This window comes from Actinomadura macrotermitis, assembly GCF_009604375.1.
GTDB lineage: Bacteria > Actinomycetota > Actinomycetes > Streptosporangiales > Streptosporangiaceae > Spirillospora > Spirillospora macrotermitis.
Map to the genome: position 1 here is coordinate 504,275 of NZ_WEGH01000002.1, position 16,412 is coordinate 520,686.

Consider the following 16,412-nt stretch of genomic DNA (forward strand, 5'->3'; position numbering starts at 1 on the left):
AGCTGCTTCATCGGAGCCGAGGCGCCGGCGGGGACGACGTGTCAGCGAGCGGGGACGGCCCCGGGCTCGGGGAGAGCCCGGGGCCGCGAGGGGTTACTTCTTGGGCTTCGGCGTCAGGGTGACGTCGATGGTGTTGCCCTTGCCCTGAGTGAAGACGCTCAGGATCGGGGTGAGCAGGTTGCAGTCCTTGATCGCGGACAGCTCGTACTCGCCCTTGATCTGGCCGCCCTTGAGCGCCTGGAACCCGCCGGCCGCCGAGGACAGCTTGATGTCGGACGGCTTGACCGTCTGGCACTTCTCACCGCCGCCCAGCGGGATGCCGAACAGCGTGAACGACGGCAGCTTGACGTTCACCTTGGAGTTGGTGGTGAGCGTGTTGCTCTTCAGCGTGCCGGTCGTCTTGCCCAGCGGCTCCAGCACGATCCCGGCCTGCACCGGCAGGAACCCGAGGATCTTGAAGTCGCCCTTGGTGGGCTGGAACGCCAGGTCCGCGGTGAAGTTACCGGTCAGCGCGTCGAGGCTGGCGTCCACGGTGCCGTTCAGCGGCGCGGTCCCGTTCGGGGCCTTGACGAACGTCGAGCCCTTCAGGGTGTACCCGTAGTTGATGGGACCGCCGTCGCCGCCCTTCTGGGTGTGCGCCGTGATCGACAGGGCCTCGGACTTGTTGCCCTTGGCGTCCTTGGCCTTCACCGTGAAGGTGTAGTCCTTGTCCGCGTCCAGGCCGGTCACCGTCGCCGTGGTGGTCTTGGCGTCGGTGGACGCCACGACCTTGCCGGCGGCGTCGTAGACGTCGTAGCCGGCCAGGTCACCGTCCTCGTCGGTCGACGCGTCCCACTTCAGGGTCGCCGAGTCCTTGGTGGTGGTGCTGGACCCGTTGGCCGGCGTGGTCGGCGCGTGGTCGGCGGGAGCCTTCGGCTTGGTGTGCACGGTGCCGGCGTCGGAGGCGTCGGAGACGTGCCCCTCCTTGTCCTTGGCCTTCACCGTGAAGGTGTAGTCCTTGTCCGCGTCCAGGCCGCTGATCGTGGCCGTGGTGGTCTTGGCGTCGGTGGACGCCACCACCTTGCCGGCCGCGTCGTAGACGTCGTAACCGGCCAGGTCACCGTCGGCGTCGGTCGACGCGCCCCAGGTGAGCGTCGCCGAGTCCTCCGTGGTGGTACCGCTCGGCTTGCCCGGCTTGGTCGGCGCGGTGCCCTCCGGCTTGCCCGGCTTGGTGTGCACCGTGACGGGCGCGGAGGCGTCGGAGGTGTTGCCCTTGGCGTCCTTGGCCTTCACCGTGAAGGTGTAGTCCTTGTCCGCGTCCAGACCGGGGATCGTCGCCGTGGTGGTCTTGGCGTCGGTGGACGCCACGACCTTGCCCGAGGCGTCGAGGACGTCGTAACCGGCCAGGTCACCATCGGGGTCGGTCGACGCGCCCCAGGTGAGCGTCGCCGCGTTCTCGGTGGTGGTGCCGGACGGCGTGCCCGGCTTGGTCGGCGGGTGGTCGACCGGGGCCTTCGGCTTGGTGTGCACCGTGACCGCGTCGGAGGCGTCGGAGACGTGCGCGGCCTTGTCCTTGGCCTTCACCGTGTAGGTGTAGTCCTTGTCCGCGTCCAGGCCGCTGATCGTGGCCGTGGTGGTCTTGGCGTCGGTGGACGCCACCACCTTGCCGGCGGCGTCGTAGACGTCGTAACCGGCCAGGTCACCGTCGGCGTCGGTCGACGCGCCCCAGGTGAGCGTCGCCGAGTCCTCCGTGGTGGTACCGCTCGGCTTGCCCGGCTTGGTCGGCGCGGTGCCCTCCGGCTTGCCCGGCTTGGTGTGCACCGTGACGGCCTCGGACGCCGGGGAGACGTGCGCGGCCTTGTCCTTGGCCTTCACCGTGTAGGTGTAGTCCTTGTCGGGCGACAGGCCGGCGATCGTGGCCGTGGTGGTCTTGTCGTCGGTCGACGCCACCACCTTGCCCGCGGCGTCGTAGACGTCGTAACCGGCCAGGTCGCCATCGGGGTCGACCGACGGACCCCAGGTCAGCGTCGCCGAGTTCTCGGTGGTGGTGCCGCTCGGCTTGCCGGGCGCGGGCGGCGCGACGCCGCCGCCGCCCGGCGGAGTGATGTCGAACTCGGCCAGGGTGACGTTCTGACCCGGCTGGATCTTGCACGCCACCTTGTGGATGTCATAGTCCGGGTCGTCGAGGGTGACCTCGGCGCCGTCGGAGTCACGCGGGGTGATGTTCAGCATCAGCGCGCCCACGTTGATCTTGGCGTGGCCGGCCTTGCTGAACTTCAGCGACGGCGCGGTGCCCGAGCCGTGCATGTCGAACGGAATCGGGGTGTCGCTGGGCGGCAGCGCGGTCTTGTCCAGCTTGACCGGAACGCCGACCGCCACGTCACCCTGCGGCGCGAGCACGGTCGCGTCCGCGCGGGCGCTACCTTCCAGCGTCGCAACACCGGCGATGTTCAGGGCCGAGTAGGTCTTGGCGGTCTGCGTGGACACCACGTCGACCACGATCTTGGGCGTGGCGGTGTTCACCGGGATCGTCGTGGGGACATCAGACTTGATCTTGGCGACCACGGTCTCGTCCCCCAGCAGGGGGAAGCCACAGGTGTACTTCAGCGTCAGGTTCACCGGGTCCGCCGACGCGGGACCGGCGACCGCTCCCAGCATTCCGGCGACCATGCCGCCGGCGGCGGCCGTCGCCAGAGCCAGCCGGATCTTGCCCGATTTGCTCTTGATATTCAACGTCTCACCTCTCGGAAGCGGTCCCGGGCTCGCGATGAGCCCGGGACCGCACTAGCTAGGGGGGACTAGCTCTTCGGCTTGGGGGTCAGGGTGAGGTCGATGGTGTTGCCCTTGCCCTGGGTGAAGACGCTCAGGATCGGGGTGAGCAGGTTGCAGTCCTTGATCTCGGACAGGTCGTAGGTGCCCTTGATCGTGCCGCCCTTGAGCGCCGGGAACCCGCCGGGCTCGGAGGCCAGCTTGATGTCCGACGGGGTGGTGGTCTTGCAGTTCTCACCGCCGCCGATCGGGATGATGCCGAACACCCGGAACTGCGGCAGCTTGGTGATCACCTTGGAGTTGGTGGTCAGGGTGTTGCTCTTCAGCGTGCCGGTCGTCTTGCCCTGGAAGTCCAGGACGATGTCGGCCTGCACCGGCAGGAAGCCCAGGATCTTGAAGTCGCCCTTGGTGGGCTGGAGCGCCAGGTCGGCGGTGAAGTTACCGGTGAGCGCGTCGAGGTTGGCGTCCACGGTGCCGGTCAGCGGCGCGGTGCCGTTCGGGGCCTTGACGAACGTCGAGCCCTTGATCGTGTACCCGTACTTGATGCCGCCGTCGCCGGGGGGCGTGGTCTGCGGCGTGGTCGCCGGAGTGGTCTCCGGAGTGGTCTGCGGGGTCGTCTCCGGCGTGGTCTGCGGAGTCGTCTGCGGGGTCGTCTCCGGCGTGGTCTGCGAGCCGGTGCCGTCGGTGATGTCGAACTCGGCCAGGGTGGCGTTCTGACCCGGCTGGATCTTGCACGCCACCTTGTGGATGTCGTAGTCCGGGTCGTCGAGGGTGACCTCGGCGCCCTCGGAGTCACGCGGGGTGATGTTCAGCATCAGCGCGCCCACGTTGATCTTGGCGTGGCCGGCCTTGCTGAACTTCAGCGACGGCGCGGTGCCCGAGCCGTGCATGTCGAACGGAATCGGGGTCTCGCTGGCCGGCAGCGCGGTCTTGTCCAGCTTGACCGGCACGCCGACCGCCACGTCGCCCTGCGGCGCGAGCACGGTCGCGTCCGCACGGGCGCTGCCTTCCAGCGACGCGACACCGGCGATGTTCAGGGCCGAGTAGGTCTTGGCGGTCTGCGTGGACACCACGTCGACCACGATCTTGGGCGTGGCGGTGTTCACCGCGATCGTCTTGGGGACGTCAGACTTGATCTTGGCGACCACGGTCTCCTCCCCCAGCAGGGGGAAGCCACAGGTGTACTTCAGCGTCAGGTTCACCGGGTCCGCCGACGCGGGACCGGTGGCCAGCACGGCGAAGGTGCCGGCGACCATGCCGCCGACGGCGGCGGTGGACAGGGCCAGCCGGATCTTCTGGGACTTGCTCTTGACGTTCACGTATTGCCTCTCGTGTAACGATTTGACTGGAGCATCTCGCCGGCCCCCGAGGGGTTGTCTTCTCCTCCCAAAGGCGGCTGTCGACGGGGTGGGAAATGCCTGGAGCTGGGTGATGCCGGACAGTGAGTCGACGGCCACGGAAGACCGGCTCAGCCGGATCGTCCCTGCTCGTCGGGCTAGAGTCGGGTTCTCGACTCCGCTCCGCCGGATCGTTCGGGGGCTATGAACGCGCAAACTATCCGGCGGTTCCCGGCAAGTCCATACATTTGCGATTGGGCCTAAAAATTTCATAAGTAGTGAGCGACGCCACACTTCCTCCTATCAAGGAGAGGCAAGCGACAGGAGAAACCGCGGGCGCGGACGCCAATCTCATAAAGCCGGTTTTCGGCGTCAACCCAACTTTTCCCGGGGCGGTTGCTCACTCAGGTGCAGGTTTGCGGGACGGCGGCGCGCGGTTGTCAGCCGGTGAGCAGAAGTACTCACGCGTTTGTGTCCCGGTCGTACGGAACACCAGGCAAGTCACCGGTTACCGTCGCGGTGTCCTGGATCACGTCAGGTCCGGCGCGCAGGGGTTTCGTTCGACGCGCGTCCCACCCCCCGGCGTGATCTGAGCGCTACCGCCGGCCGCCCCGGCCAGGCCGGACACGGAGCCGCCCCGCCCCGTCCGGACCGCCTGGCCGTTGCGACCACGGTGATGGAAGGTGACCCGATGACCCGCACCCTCGACCTCGGAACGCCGGCCGAGCCCACGTCCCCGCTCCCGCCGCGGCTCGCCCGGCTGATGCGGCCCGAACTGCCCACCCTCGCCGACGAGATCATCGCCGAGATCCGCCGCGCCGTCCCCGAGTACGCCGGGCCGCTGGACGGCCCGTACGGGCAGGTGCTGCGCGCCGCGGTGCGGCAGAACCTCGCCTCCTTCGTCGACCAGGTCGCGGGCGGCCCCCGCGCGGTGCACGCCGACGGCGCCCGCCGGCTCGGCCGCTACGAGGCGCGCGAGGGCCGCAGCCTGGACTGCCTGCAGGCCGCCTACCGGATCGGCGGGCAGGTCGCCTGGCGGCGCATCATGAAGGTCGCGCCGCGGCACGACATCTCCTCGGCGGTGATGTCCCGCCTCGCCGACGCGCTGTTCGTCTACCTCGACGAGCTGGCCGCGCTGTCGCTGGACGGCTACCTGGAGGCGCGCACGCACCCGGTCGCGGCGCTGGACGAGCGGCGCCGCCGGCTGCTGCGCACGCTGCTGGACGGCCCGGCGGTGCCCGGCCCGGTGCTGGAGGAGCAGGCCGAGGCGGCCGCCTGGCCGATCCCGGCGCAGGTCACCGTGGTGGCGCTGCGGCCCGGCGGCCGGTGCGCGCGCCCGGCCCTGGACGCCGACCTGCTGATGGACCTGGACGGCCCCGAGCCGCGGCTGCTGTTCCCCGGGCCGCTCACCGCGGGCCGCGCGGCGATGCTGGAGGCGGCCTTCCCCGGCCGCCGCATCGCGGCGGGCCCGGCGGTCGCGCCCGCCAAGGCCGCCGACGGGCTGCGCTGGGCGCGGCAGGCGCTCACCCTGGCCGCCGAGGGCGTGATCACCGGCGGCCCGCTGATCCGCTGCGACGACCACCTCGTCACGCTGTGGCTGATGGCCGATCCGGGCCTGCTGGAGCAGCTGGCCGGGCGGCTGCTCGGCGTGCTGGAGCCGATGACGCCGGGCCAGCGCGACCGGCTGACCGAGACGCTGCGGACCTGGCTGGTGACGCGCGGCACCGCCGCCGAGATCGCCGGGCACCTGCACATCCACCCGCAGACCGTGCGGTACCGGATGCGGCGGATCGAGCAGACGCTCGGCGACCGGCTGAGCGACCCCGAGGCCCGGTTCGGCATCGAGGCCGTGCTGCGCGCGATGGAGCTGCGCGGCACCGGCTGACCCCTTGCGGGACCGGTCCGTCCCGGGCCGGTCCCGTCAGGGGCGGGGGATGTTGCGCAGGTTGCTGCGGGCCATCTCGGCCATGCGGCCGACGCCGCCGGTGAGCACGGTCTTGCCGGCGGCGAGCGCGAACCCCTTCAGCTGGTCGGCGGTGATGTGCGGCGGGATGGACAGCGCGTTCGGGTCGGTGACGAAGTCGACCAGGAACGGGCCGTCGGTCTCGAACGCCTTGGTGAGGGCGGCGCGCACCTGCTTGGGCTTCTCCACCCGGACCGACGGGATGCCCGCGGCGGCGGCGATCGCGGCGAAGTTCACCGGCGCGTGGTCGGTCTCGTAGTCGGGCATGCCGTCGACCAGCATCTCCAGTTTCACCATGCCGAGCGAGGCGTTGTTGAACACCAGGGTCTTCACCGGCAGGTCGTGCAGTTTCACGGTGAGCAGCTCGCCCATGAGCATGCCGAGGCCGCCGTCGCCCGACATCGACACGACCTGCCGGTGCGGCTCGGCGAGCTGCGCGCCGATCGCGTGCGGGAGCGCGTTGGCCATCGAGCCGTGCACGAACGAGCCCATCACGCGCCGCCGCCCGTTCGGGGTGAGGTAGCGGGCGGCCCACACGTTGCACATGCCGGTGTCGACGGTGAACACCGCGTCGTCGTCGGCGACCTCGTCCAGGATGCCGGCGATGTACTCGGGGTGGATCGGGGTGTGCTTCTCGATCTTGCGGGTGTAGGCGTCGACGACCTTGTCCAGCGACTTGGTGTGCCGCTGCAGCATCGTCTTCAGGAACTTGGCGTTGGTCTTCTGCCGCAGCTTCGGCAGGACGGCGCGGATCGTCTCGCCGATGTCGCCGTGCACGGCGAGGTCGAGCGGAGTGCGGCGGCCGAGGCGGGTCGCGTCGGCGTCGACCTGGATGGTGTTGCGGCCCGGCAGGAACGGGTTGTAGGGGAAGTCGGTGCCGAGCAGCAGCAGCAGGTCGGCCTCGTGCATCGCTTCGTAGCAGGCGCCGTAGCCCAGCAGGCCGCTCATTCCCACGTCGAAGGGGTTGTCGTACTGGATCCACTCCTTGCCGCGCAGGGAGTGCCCGATCGGCGACAGCACCCGGTGCGCCAGCTCGATCACCTCGTCGTGCGCGTCGCGGACTCCCGCGCCGCAGAACAGCGTGACGGTCTTGGCCTCGTTGAGCGCGCGCGCGAGCTGGTCGACCTGCTCGGCCGGCGGGCGGACGGTCCCGAATCGGGTGAGCAGGTCGTGCTCACCGGCCGGTTCGGCCACGTCCTGCTGCGCGACGTCGCCGGGCAGCACCACGACCGCCACCCCGCCGCCGCCGACGGCGTGCTGGACGGCGGTGCGCACCACCCGCGGCATCTGCGCGGCCCCGTTGACGACCTCGCAGTAGTTGCTGCACTCGGTGAACAGCCGCTCGGGGTGGGTCTCCTGGAAGTAGCCGGTGCCGATCTGCACGCTCGGGATCTGTGAGGCGATCGCGAGGACGGGCGCGCCGGAGCGGTGCGCGTCGAACAGGCCGTTGATCAGGTGGGTGTTGCCGGGGCCGCAGCTGCCCGCGCAGACGGCGAGGTTCCCGGTGAGCTGGGCCTCGGCGGCGGCGGCGAACGCGCCGGCCTCCTCGTTGCGCACGTAGATCCATTCCATGTCGCCGTCGCGGCGGATCGCGTCCACGACGGGGTTCAGGCTGTCGCCCACCACCCCGTAGATCCGCCGGACTCCGGCCTGCTTGAGCATCCGGACGAGCTGGTCGGCGAGCGTGGCCATGGTCTCCCCTTGTCACTGCGGCTACGACCTGGGGAAATGCCCGGAGATCACTGTTCTAATCCCGCAGCCGCAGCATCCACAGGCCCCGCTCGGCGGCCGCGACGGTGTAGGACGCGTCCGGGTGGAGCCGCCGGGCGTACTCCAGCATCGACTCGCGGGTCTGCCCGGGATCGAAGGAGACGATGTACCGCGGCGTGATCCCGTCGGTGCCGCCGATCCAGAAGACCCGGCAGCGGTTCGTCAGATACGCGGCGGGGCGTGAGTCGCTCTCCACCGTCGCGCCGTCGGGGATCCCCGCCAGGACGCGCGCGGCGGCTTCGCCGACCGGGCCGCGCCGGTAGGCCGAGGTGTGGGTCAGCGACGCCAGCGGCATCGTGGTGGACAGCGTGAGCGCCGCACCGAGCGTCAGGGCGGGCAGGTGGTGGGCGTAGATGCGCAGCCAGGGGCGCTCACTGGCGCGCGCGCGGACGATGGCGTCCACCAGCGCGAGCATCACGATCGGCATGAGCACCGCGCTGTAGTGCCAGTCGGTGCCCCAGTAGTGCTCGTCGCGCGCCGTCAGCCGCCAGGCGAGCGTGGGGACGGCGGCGAGCAGTAGCGGCGAGCGCAGCGCCAGCAGCCCGGTGGTCGGCGCCAGCAGCCACAGCAGCGTGCGGATCTTCAGGTCCCAGCCGCCGGTGCCCGGGACGCCGCCCTCGCCGATCTTCTCCCAGTAGGCGTAGCCGCCACTGTCGTTGAACGCGGGGATCAGCACGGTCAGCGTGAGCGCCGACATCACCGCCCCGAACACCGCGACGCCGGTCCCGAGCACCGCGGCGCGCGGCGCGGCCCGGTACGACCGCAGCACCACGACCGCCGCGATCGCCGCCACGGTGACGCCGAGGTCCTCCTTCACCGCGACGAGCGGCACCGCCCAGCCGAGCGCGGCCGTCCACCGCTCCTCCAGCAGCGCCTCCAGCGCGAACGCGATCAGCGGCACGGCGAAGCAGATCTCGTGGAAGTCGAACTCCACCGCGCGCTGAACGCCCCACGACAGGCCGTAGGCGGCGCCGACCGCCGCGCCGGAGTGGTCGCCGAGCAGACGCCGCGCGGCGCGGGCCACCGGGACGACCGACAGCGCCATCAGCGCGGCCTGCGCGACCAGCAGCGTCACCGGCGTCGAGAAGACCGCATAGAGAGGAGCGAGCAGCATCAGCACGGGGCTGAAGTGGTCGCCGAGGATGACGAACCCGGGGCCCTTCAGGTCGGCGACCGGCATCCGCAGGCGCGCGTAGGAGCCGACGACCTGGTCAAAGATCCCCAGATCCCAGGACATCGTCTCGAACCGGCGGAAACGGGTGACCGACAGGGTCGCGTACCCGGCGAAGAACAGCGCCGCCAGCAGCCAGGGGACACGGCGGGAGGAGCCTCGGGGGGCGGGCGGCACGTCCTGGCGGTCCGGGGCGTGGGCGAGCGCCGTCACCCGCCGCTCCCCGGCGCCGACGGCGAAGAGACACTGGCCGACGGGGTCACGTCGGTCGGGGTCGGCGTGACACCCGTCGGTGTCGGGGTCGGCGTGACATCCGTCGGGGTCGGGGACGCGCCGGGCGGGCTCGGCGTGACCGGGTCCGCGGGCACCTTGGCCGGCGTCGCCGGCGAGGAGGCAGCGGGCGGCGCGGCGGGCCGCACCGGGGTGGGGGCGCCCGGCAGCAGCGCCGCGCCCGCCCCCGCGCAGCCGACCACGGCCGCCATGATCGCCACGCTCGCGGCGGCGGCGCGGATCCGCTGCCGCCGGACGCCGCGCGCGATGATCCGCCCGCCGTCCGGGGGCGCCGCCGCGCGGCCGCCCGCGGCGGCCGCCGCGTGCAGGGCGTGGCGCAGCCGCCGGTCCTGGTCCGCCATGGCCGAGACATGCTGGTCAGACACCGGGCTCCCCCACGTTGACGGAATCGTCCAGGTGCGGGGCGAGCGCGGCGCGCCCCCGCGACAGGTGGGTCTTGACGGTCCCCACCGACATCCCGGCCTCGGCGGCGATCTGCGCGACCGGCAGGTCGAACACGTAGAACAGGACGACGGCGAGCCGCTGCCGCTCGGGCAGCCGCCGCAGCGCGGCGGCGAGCAGCACCGCGTCCGGCTCGGGCTCGGCCACGACCGGGCGCTGCTGGCCGCCGAGCCGGCGCCAGGCCTCCAGGCTGCGGCCCTGCCGCCGCCACCGGCTCGCCGCGAGCCGCAGCGCCGCGGTGCGCACCCACGCCTCGGGGCCGCCGTCGCGCTCCAGGCGGCGCCGGTGCCGCCAGGCGCGCACGAACGCCTCCTGCACCACGTCCTGCGCCTCGTGCAGGTCACCGGTGACGAGGTAGAGCCGCCCCGTCAGGCGCCGGACGCTGTGCGCGTAGAACTCTTCGAACTCCTCGACGGTCAATGCAGGCGCCCCCGGGCCGGTGGATGTCGCTGGTGATACCTCCGGGACGACCGGTCCGGTTGACAGAGGATCTGGATATTTACGCTATGTAGCGCTATGCAGCGGTAGCGGTGCGGCGGGCCGCCGACAGCGCCCAGAGGCCGCCGCCGAGCAGCAGCGCGCCCGGCGCGACCCCGGCGAGCGAGGCGACGACCGCGTGCGCGGCGCCCGCGAACGCCGCGGCGAGCCCGGCGAGGCCGAGCGCCGCCAGGCCGCCGCCGATCCAGGCCAGCGACCGCGCCCGCCACACCACGGCCAGGCCGAAGAAGTGCACGCCGACGACGAAGGTGATCCACCCGAGCACGGCCGACGGCCGGTCCAGCGGCCCGTTCAGCAGGAGGTTGCCGCCGAGGAACGCCGCCACCTCGGCCGCCACGATCAGCCAGTAGCCGCGGGTGAAGCCCCGGCGCGGCCCGCCGTCGTCCGGCGCGGCCGAGCCGCGGGCGCGCACCAGCAGGACGAGGACGGCGGCGTAGGCGAGCGCGCCGAGGATCCGGGCGGTCAGCGCGGCGGCCGCGGGCAGCGCGCCGGCGTTCACCTCCACGTAGATCAGGCCGAAGGTGGCGCCGATGAGCGCGCCGAGGCGGTCTGGTGTCACGTTGTTCATCCTTTGCGGGGGTTCATCCCTTTACGGGAGAACAGCCCACAATGCCAGCTCCGGACGCTGGAATGATCAACTGAGCTCGAAGGTGCGGCGCAGCACCCACACGCCCCGCTCGTAGGCCTCGACGTCGTAGGCCGCCCCGGGGTGACGCGACCGGGCGTCGTCCAGGATCGCGTCGCGCTGCTTGTCAGGCTCGAAGAGGGCGACGTACTGCGGGGCGTGGCCGCCCGTGTCGCCGACCCAGAAGACCCGGCAGCGGTTCGTCAGATACGCGATGGGGCGGATGTTGCTCTCCACCGTCGCGCCGTCGGGGATCTTCGCCAGGGCGCGCACGGCGGCCTCGGCGACAGGGCCGCGCTCGTACCTCTCCGGACGGGCGAGCTGCTCCAGCGGCAGGGGGAGCATCACGGTCGTCGACAGCGCCACCAGCAGCGCCCCGGCCGGCAGGTGGCCGGCGCAGGCGCGCAGCCAGCCGGAGCGCGCGCGGGCGGCGGCGTCCACCAGCGCGAGCATCACGATCGGCATGAGCACCGCGCTGTAGTGCCAGCCGGTGCCCCAGTAGTGCTCCTCCTGCGTCAGCAGCCGCCAGGCGAGCGTGGGGACGGCGACGAGCAGCAGCGGCGAGCGCAGCGCCAGCAGCCCGGTCGTCGGCACCATCACCCAGAACAGCGTGCGGATCTTCACGTCCCAGCCGCCCGCGCCCGGGGTGCCGCCCTTGTCGACCTTGTCCCAGTAGGCGTAGTCGCCGGCGTGGTTGAAGGCCGGGATCAGCACGGTCAGCGTGAGCGCCGACATCGCCACGCCGAAGATCCCGACGCAGACGGCGGCCACCGCGACGCGCCGCGATCCGCGCCAGGTCCGCAGCAGCACGACCAGCGCGATCGCCGACGCCGTCACGCCGAGGTCCTCCTTCACGGTGACCAGCGGCGCCGCCCAGCACAGCGCGGCCACCCAGCGCTCCCGCAGCAGCGCCTCCAGCGCGAACGCGATCAGCGGCACGGCGAAGCAGATCTCGTGGAAGTCGAACTCCACCGCGCGCTGGATCCCCCACGACAGCCCGTAGGCGATGCCGATCGCCACGCCGGCGTGGTCGCCGAGCAGACGGCGGGCGGCGCGCGTCACCGGGACGACCGACAGCGCCATCAGCGCGGCCTGCGCGACCAGCAGCGTCACCGGCGTCGGGAAGAGCGCGCGGAAGGGCGCGAGCAGCGCCAGCACCGGGCTGAAGTGGTCGCCGAGGATGTTGAAGCCGGGACCCTTCAGGTCGGCGACCGGGGCGCGCAGGTGCGCGTAGGAGTCGACGACCTGGTCGAAGATCCCCAGGTCCCAGGACATCATCTCGAACCGGCGGAAACGAAGGACCGACAGGGTCGCGTAGCCGGCGAAGAACACCGCGGCCAGCAGCCAGGGCACGAAACGGGCGGGGTGCCGGGGCGCGGCCGGCGCCTCCTGGATCTCCTCGGCGGGAGCGGTCACCGTCATTCGCCGCGCTCCGTTCCAAGCGGATGGGCCGTCCCCGACGATCCTTCCGGGAACTCCCCCGTTATCCACCGCAAACCAGGAGATTTACTTCTTTGTGCGTATAAATGCCTCATTGCTCGGCAGAATACTGCTCAGCGGGCAAAAGCATCCCGGCGCGAAAAACTGCGTTATGCGCACTCTTGTAGGGTGAAGGCCATCATGGTCGGACTCCGCGAACGCAAGAAGGCCGCCACCAGGCAGGCGCTGCACGAGGCCGCGCTGCGGCTGGCGGTGGAGCACGGTCTCGGCAACGTCACCGTGGAGGCCATCGCCGACGAGGTCGGCGTCTCCCGCCGCACGTTCTCCAACTACTTCGAGGGCAAGGAGGACGCCCTCCTGTACGGCGACCGGGAGCGGATGTGGCTGCTGCTGGACGCCTTCGCCGCCCGCCCGCCGGGCGAGCCGTCCTGGACCGCGCTGAAGCACGCCGTCCACGACGCGTTCGGCGACGCCCCCGAGTCCGACCCGCGCTGGGCCGTGCGCGGCGCCCTCGTCCGCGACCACCCCGCGCTGCTGGCCCGCCAGCTCGGGCACTACGCGGCGCTGGAGCAGCGGCTCGCCGAGCTGGTCGCCGAACGCGACGGGACGGCCGCCGGGTCCGCCGCGTCGCGGGTGCGGGCCGCGGCGTTCCTGGCCTCGCTCCGCATCGGCCTGCACCGGTGGCTGGAGGACCAGTCCCGGCCCCGGACTGACGTCGTCGACGAGGCCCTGACCGAGATGGCCCGGCCCTTCGCCTGATCAGCCCGCGGCGCTCTCGGTGCGCTGCCGGGTGAGCCACAGCGTCAGCAGCATGTGCAGCTCCAGGTGGCAGGACGGGTCCTCGAGCTGCTCCCCGAACAGGGCCTCCAGGTTGCGGATGCGGTAGCGGATCGTCTGCGGGTGCAGGTGCATCCGGCGGCCGACCTCGGTGGCGTTGAAGCGGAGCTCGAAGCAGGCGTTCAGCGTCTCGGCCAGGGGCAGCCGGATCGACTCGCGGACGTCCAGCAGCGGCTTCAGCCTGCGCTCGATGGCGTGCTCGACCAGGTCGGGGTCCTGCATGAGCATCAGCAGGGCCAGGTGGTCGGCGGCGAACACCGGCCCGTCGCCGGGCAGGACGCGCCCGGCGGCCAGGCTGAGCGCGCGGCGGCTCCAGCGCAGCGACTTGGCGGTCTCGGCGGGGTCGACCTGGATGCCGACGGCGCAGGTCCGGCCCGCCAGCAGCTCGGTCAGCAGCGCGCGGCGGCCGGGCCCCTCGGGGTCGGGGACGATCAGGCACGGGCCGTCGGCCAGGTGGTAGCCGGTGAGGATGTCGGGCGGGAACCCGCGGTCGGGGACCCGGTCGAGGGCGACCGCCGCGACCTTGCCGGGCACCGGCCAGCCGAGGGGGCGCGCGAGCCGGGCGATCTCGTCCGGGCCGGCCGCGCCGGACACCAGCAGGTCGACCAGCCGCCGCCGCCCGAGCTCGAACCTGCTCCGGTCGCCGCTCGACGCCTTGGCGTGCCCTTCGGCCGCGCTCGCCATCAGGTGGTTGTGGTAGACGAACAGCGCGTCGGCGATCTGGGCCATGGTCCGGGCCGTGGTGTCCATGCCGAGCAGGTCGGCCTCCTCGGTCAGCCGGCGGACCGCCACGCCCGCGCCGATGCGCAGGCTCTCCGACAGGGGCACCAGGCTGCGGCCCTCCCGCGCCTCGCCGGCGCCGAGGTCGTACCAGAAGCGCAGCAGGTCCTCCGACGACAGGGACGGGTCCGCCATCAGCGCGAGGAAGTGGTCGATGACCCAGAAGGTCACCTGCCGCATCACCTCGGCGTAGCGCGGGTCGTAGGGCCGGTCGTAGTCGGGCAGCCGCCGCAGGCTCGCCTCCACGGCCTCCTCGGCGATGCCCTCGGCGTAGGCCCGCAGGATCACGCAGCGCCGGGCCAGGTCCTTGCCCTCGACGTTCAACTCGATGCGCGCCGTGTCCACCATGCTCGTTCCGTCCCGCCTGGATGCCGTCCGCGGAGATCAGAGGTTACTTACCGCGGAACACGATTGACCAGCGCGTACCCCCTAAGACTCACATACCGCCATAAGTGAGCACTTACATTCCGGGGCTTTCTTGTCGGTGTGCACACCCGCGTCCCGGTCTGCTTTACCTGTGCTGCGTAGTGCCGCGGCGGCGCCCGTCGCGACCATGGGCCTCCCTCGCCGCCCCTTGAGCGGGGCGCTTTCCCCCTGGAGCCCCCATGCGCCGTCTCTCCTTCGCCGCCGCCGCGATCGCCGCCGCGGCCACCTGTCTCGGCACCGCCTCCGCCGCCCGGGCCGCGACCCCCGACCCGGTGGTGTTCGTGCACGGCTTCTCCGGCAGCGGCGCGAACTGGACGACCGCGCACTCGGTGTTCCAGGAGGCCGGGTACTCCGCCGACCGGCTGTTCGACTACGAGTACAACTCCTACGGCGACAACATCAAGAACGCCGAGGGCCTCGCCTCCTACGTCGCGGAGGTGAAGGCCAAGACCGGCGCCCGCAAGGTCGACATCGTCAACCACTCCATGGGCGGCCTGGTCAGCCTCTGGTACCTCAAGAACCTCGGCGGCACCGCCGACGTCGGCAAGCTGGCCTCCCTGGCCGGCGCCAACCACGGCACCTACGCCGCCTACAACTGCTTCTGGCTCACCACCTGCCAGCAGATGATGCCGGGCTCGAAGTACATCAAGAACATCACCACCGGCGACGAGACGCCCGGGGACACCTCCTACGCGACCTGGTACTCCTCCTGCGACGGCGTCATCAACCCCTACAAGAGCACCGTCCTCGCCGGCGCGGACAACCACCTCACCGGCTGCGTGAAGCACCTGAAGTTCCTCACCGACACGGACGTGCTCAAGCAGGTCGCCGGCTTCCTGAAGTCCTAGTCGTCCGGCGGCGGGACCGACTCGGTGAGCTCGGCGGGGACGGCCGGCAGCACCGTGCGGTAGTAGTCGCGGGCCGCCGCCGTCGTCCCGACGTCGCGGCCGGAGCGCTCCGACAGGAACCAGCGGTGCTCCAGCACCTGGTGGAAGATCTCGACCTCGTCCAGCCGGCCCCGCAGCCCGGCCGGGATCGCGCGCACCACCGGCTCGTACACCTCCTCCAGCCAGCGCCCGGCCGCCACGACCTCCGGGACCGGGCGGCCGGTGCCGCGCTCCAGCCAGCCCCGGTAGGAGGCGATGTCGTTGAGCAGCCGGCGGGCCTGGTTCTCCTCGGCGGCCAGGCCGGTGCGGGCGTGCAGGGTGCGGCGGTGGTGGCCCGGCTCGGCCACGCGGGTGCGCACCCGCAGCCGGACGCCCTCGCCCGTGCCGGAGGACGCCGCGTCCAGCAGTTCGACCTCGTCCACGTCGAAGCCGAGGTCGTTGATGCGGCGGACCCGGTCGGCGACGCGGTAGCGCAGCTCACCGGGCCGCAGCACCTCCTCGCGGGTCAGCTCGTCCCAGAGGGCGTCGTAGCGGCGGACGGTGTCGTCGGCGACGCCGACCGGGTCCACGTCCGGCGGCAGCGTCCCGGCGGCGGCGAGGTCGAACAGCTCCCCGGCGATGCGCTCGCGCGCCAGGTCGACGTCGTAGCGGCGCTGCCCTTCGGACAGGGACGGGTGCAGCTCGGCGGTCTCGGCGTCGACGAGGTAGGCGGCGAACGCGCCCGCGTCGAAGCGGAACAGCACGTTCGACAACGAGCAGTCGCCCCACATGAACCCGGCCAGGTGCAGCCGGGCCAGCAGCTCCACCAGGGCGTCCAGCAGCCGGTCGGCGGGCTCGGCGCGGGGCGCGGTGAACAGCGACCGGTAGGAGCTGGAGTGGTCCAGGAAGCGGGTCACCAGGATCGCGTCGACGTCGCCGGGCCGGTCCACCACGACCCCGACCGCCTCGACCGCGGGCAGGCCGAGCTCGCGCAGCCGCCGCAGCAGCCGGTGCTCGCGGCGGGCCAGCCGGTCCGCCAGCTCCTTCAGCGCGTAGACCCGGCCGCCCTCGGAGACGAACCGCACCACGTGCCGCGACAGGCCGCGCCGGCGGATCTCCACCAGCCGGTCGTCGGCCCACTCCGCCAGCGGCTCCCGCCACGGCAGGTCCAGCAGGCCGGCCGCGGCCTCGGCCGGCGGGCTGAAGACGAAGTGCATCG

13 protein-coding genes are annotated in these 16,412 nt (G+C 72.0%); 3 read left to right on the plus strand and 10 right to left on the minus strand.

What is annotated here, in order from left to right:
* Window positions 1-93: 93 nt before the first annotated feature.
* Both ACRB68_RS41230 and ACRB68_RS14165 read right to left on the minus strand, forming a co-directional pair.
* Window positions 94-2,712: a fibronectin type III domain-containing protein gene (locus ACRB68_RS41230; RefSeq protein ID WP_235959383.1), complete on the minus strand. Its 2,619-nt coding sequence runs from the start codon at window positions 2,710-2,712 to the stop codon at window positions 94-96.
* A 65-nt stretch (window positions 2,713-2,777) separates the two neighbouring features.
* Window positions 2,778-4,067: a DUF6801 domain-containing protein gene (locus ACRB68_RS14165; protein WP_153532949.1), complete on the minus strand. Its 1,290-nt coding sequence runs from the start codon at window positions 4,065-4,067 to the stop codon at window positions 2,778-2,780.
* Window positions 4,068-4,776: 709 nt separating this feature from the next.
* Between ACRB68_RS14165 and ACRB68_RS14170 the strand changes: the two genes are divergently transcribed.
* A complete protein-coding gene (locus ACRB68_RS14170; RefSeq protein WP_194293314.1) occupies window positions 4,777-5,970 on the plus strand; it encodes a helix-turn-helix domain-containing protein in 1,194 nt (397 codons plus the stop codon).
* A gap of 36 nt (window positions 5,971-6,006) precedes the next feature.
* Here the strand turns inward: ACRB68_RS14170 and ACRB68_RS14175 are convergent, their stop codons facing one another.
* From ACRB68_RS14175 to ACRB68_RS14200, 6 genes are all read right to left on the minus strand, one after another.
* Window positions 6,007-7,740 carry a pyruvate dehydrogenase gene (locus ACRB68_RS14175; RefSeq protein WP_153532951.1) on the minus strand — a complete coding sequence of 578 codons (1,734 nt, stop codon included), beginning with the start codon at window positions 7,738-7,740 and terminating at the stop codon, window positions 6,007-6,009.
* Window positions 7,741-7,795: 55 nt separating this feature from the next.
* Window positions 7,796-9,202: a DUF2079 domain-containing protein gene (locus ACRB68_RS14180; protein WP_207709691.1), complete on the minus strand. Its 1,407-nt coding sequence runs from the start codon at window positions 9,200-9,202 to the stop codon at window positions 7,796-7,798.
* A complete protein-coding gene (locus tag ACRB68_RS14185) occupies window positions 9,199-9,645 on the minus strand; it encodes a hypothetical protein (protein ID WP_153532952.1) in 447 nt (148 codons plus the stop codon). Before ACRB68_RS14185 ends, ACRB68_RS14180 begins: the two co-directional genes overlap by 4 nt.
* A complete protein-coding gene (locus ACRB68_RS14190; protein ID WP_153532953.1) occupies window positions 9,638-10,141 on the minus strand; it encodes a SigE family RNA polymerase sigma factor in 504 nt (167 codons plus the stop codon). Before ACRB68_RS14190 ends, ACRB68_RS14185 begins: the two co-directional genes overlap by 8 nt.
* Before the next feature lie 94 nt (window positions 10,142-10,235).
* A complete protein-coding gene (locus ACRB68_RS14195; RefSeq protein WP_207709692.1) occupies window positions 10,236-10,778 on the minus strand; it encodes a hypothetical protein in 543 nt (180 codons plus the stop codon).
* Between the two features lie 75 nt (window positions 10,779-10,853).
* Window positions 10,854-12,266 carry a DUF2079 domain-containing protein gene (locus tag ACRB68_RS14200; protein ID WP_153532955.1) on the minus strand — a complete coding sequence of 471 codons (1,413 nt, stop codon included), beginning with the start codon at window positions 12,264-12,266 and terminating at the stop codon, window positions 10,854-10,856.
* Between the two features lie 198 nt (window positions 12,267-12,464).
* Here ACRB68_RS14200 and ACRB68_RS14205 point away from each other — a divergent pair, with 198 nt between their 5' ends.
* Window positions 12,465-13,043 (plus strand): TetR/AcrR family transcriptional regulator, encoded by a 579-nt coding sequence (locus ACRB68_RS14205; protein WP_153532956.1) that lies wholly within the window; start codon window positions 12,465-12,467, stop codon window positions 13,041-13,043.
* Here ACRB68_RS14205 and ACRB68_RS14210 read toward each other — a convergent pair whose 3' ends face one another.
* Window positions 13,044-14,249, minus strand: a complete 1,206-nt coding sequence (locus ACRB68_RS14210) for a PucR family transcriptional regulator (protein WP_153532957.1) — start codon at window positions 14,247-14,249, stop codon at window positions 13,044-13,046.
* Between the two features lie 257 nt (window positions 14,250-14,506).
* Here ACRB68_RS14210 and ACRB68_RS14215 point away from each other — a divergent pair, with 257 nt between their 5' ends.
* Window positions 14,507-15,175 (plus strand): esterase/lipase family protein, encoded by a 669-nt coding sequence (locus tag ACRB68_RS14215; RefSeq protein WP_153532958.1) that lies wholly within the window; start codon window positions 14,507-14,509, stop codon window positions 15,173-15,175.
* Here the strand turns inward: ACRB68_RS14215 and ACRB68_RS14220 are convergent.
* The gene (locus tag ACRB68_RS14220; RefSeq protein ID WP_153532959.1) at window positions 15,172-16,410 is read right to left on the minus strand and encodes a DUF4032 domain-containing protein; all 1,239 of its coding nucleotides are present in this window, start codon (window positions 16,408-16,410) and stop codon (window positions 15,172-15,174) included. The two genes, ACRB68_RS14215 and ACRB68_RS14220, sit on opposite strands and share 4 nt — an antisense overlap.
* Window positions 16,411-16,412: the final 2 nt, after the last annotated feature.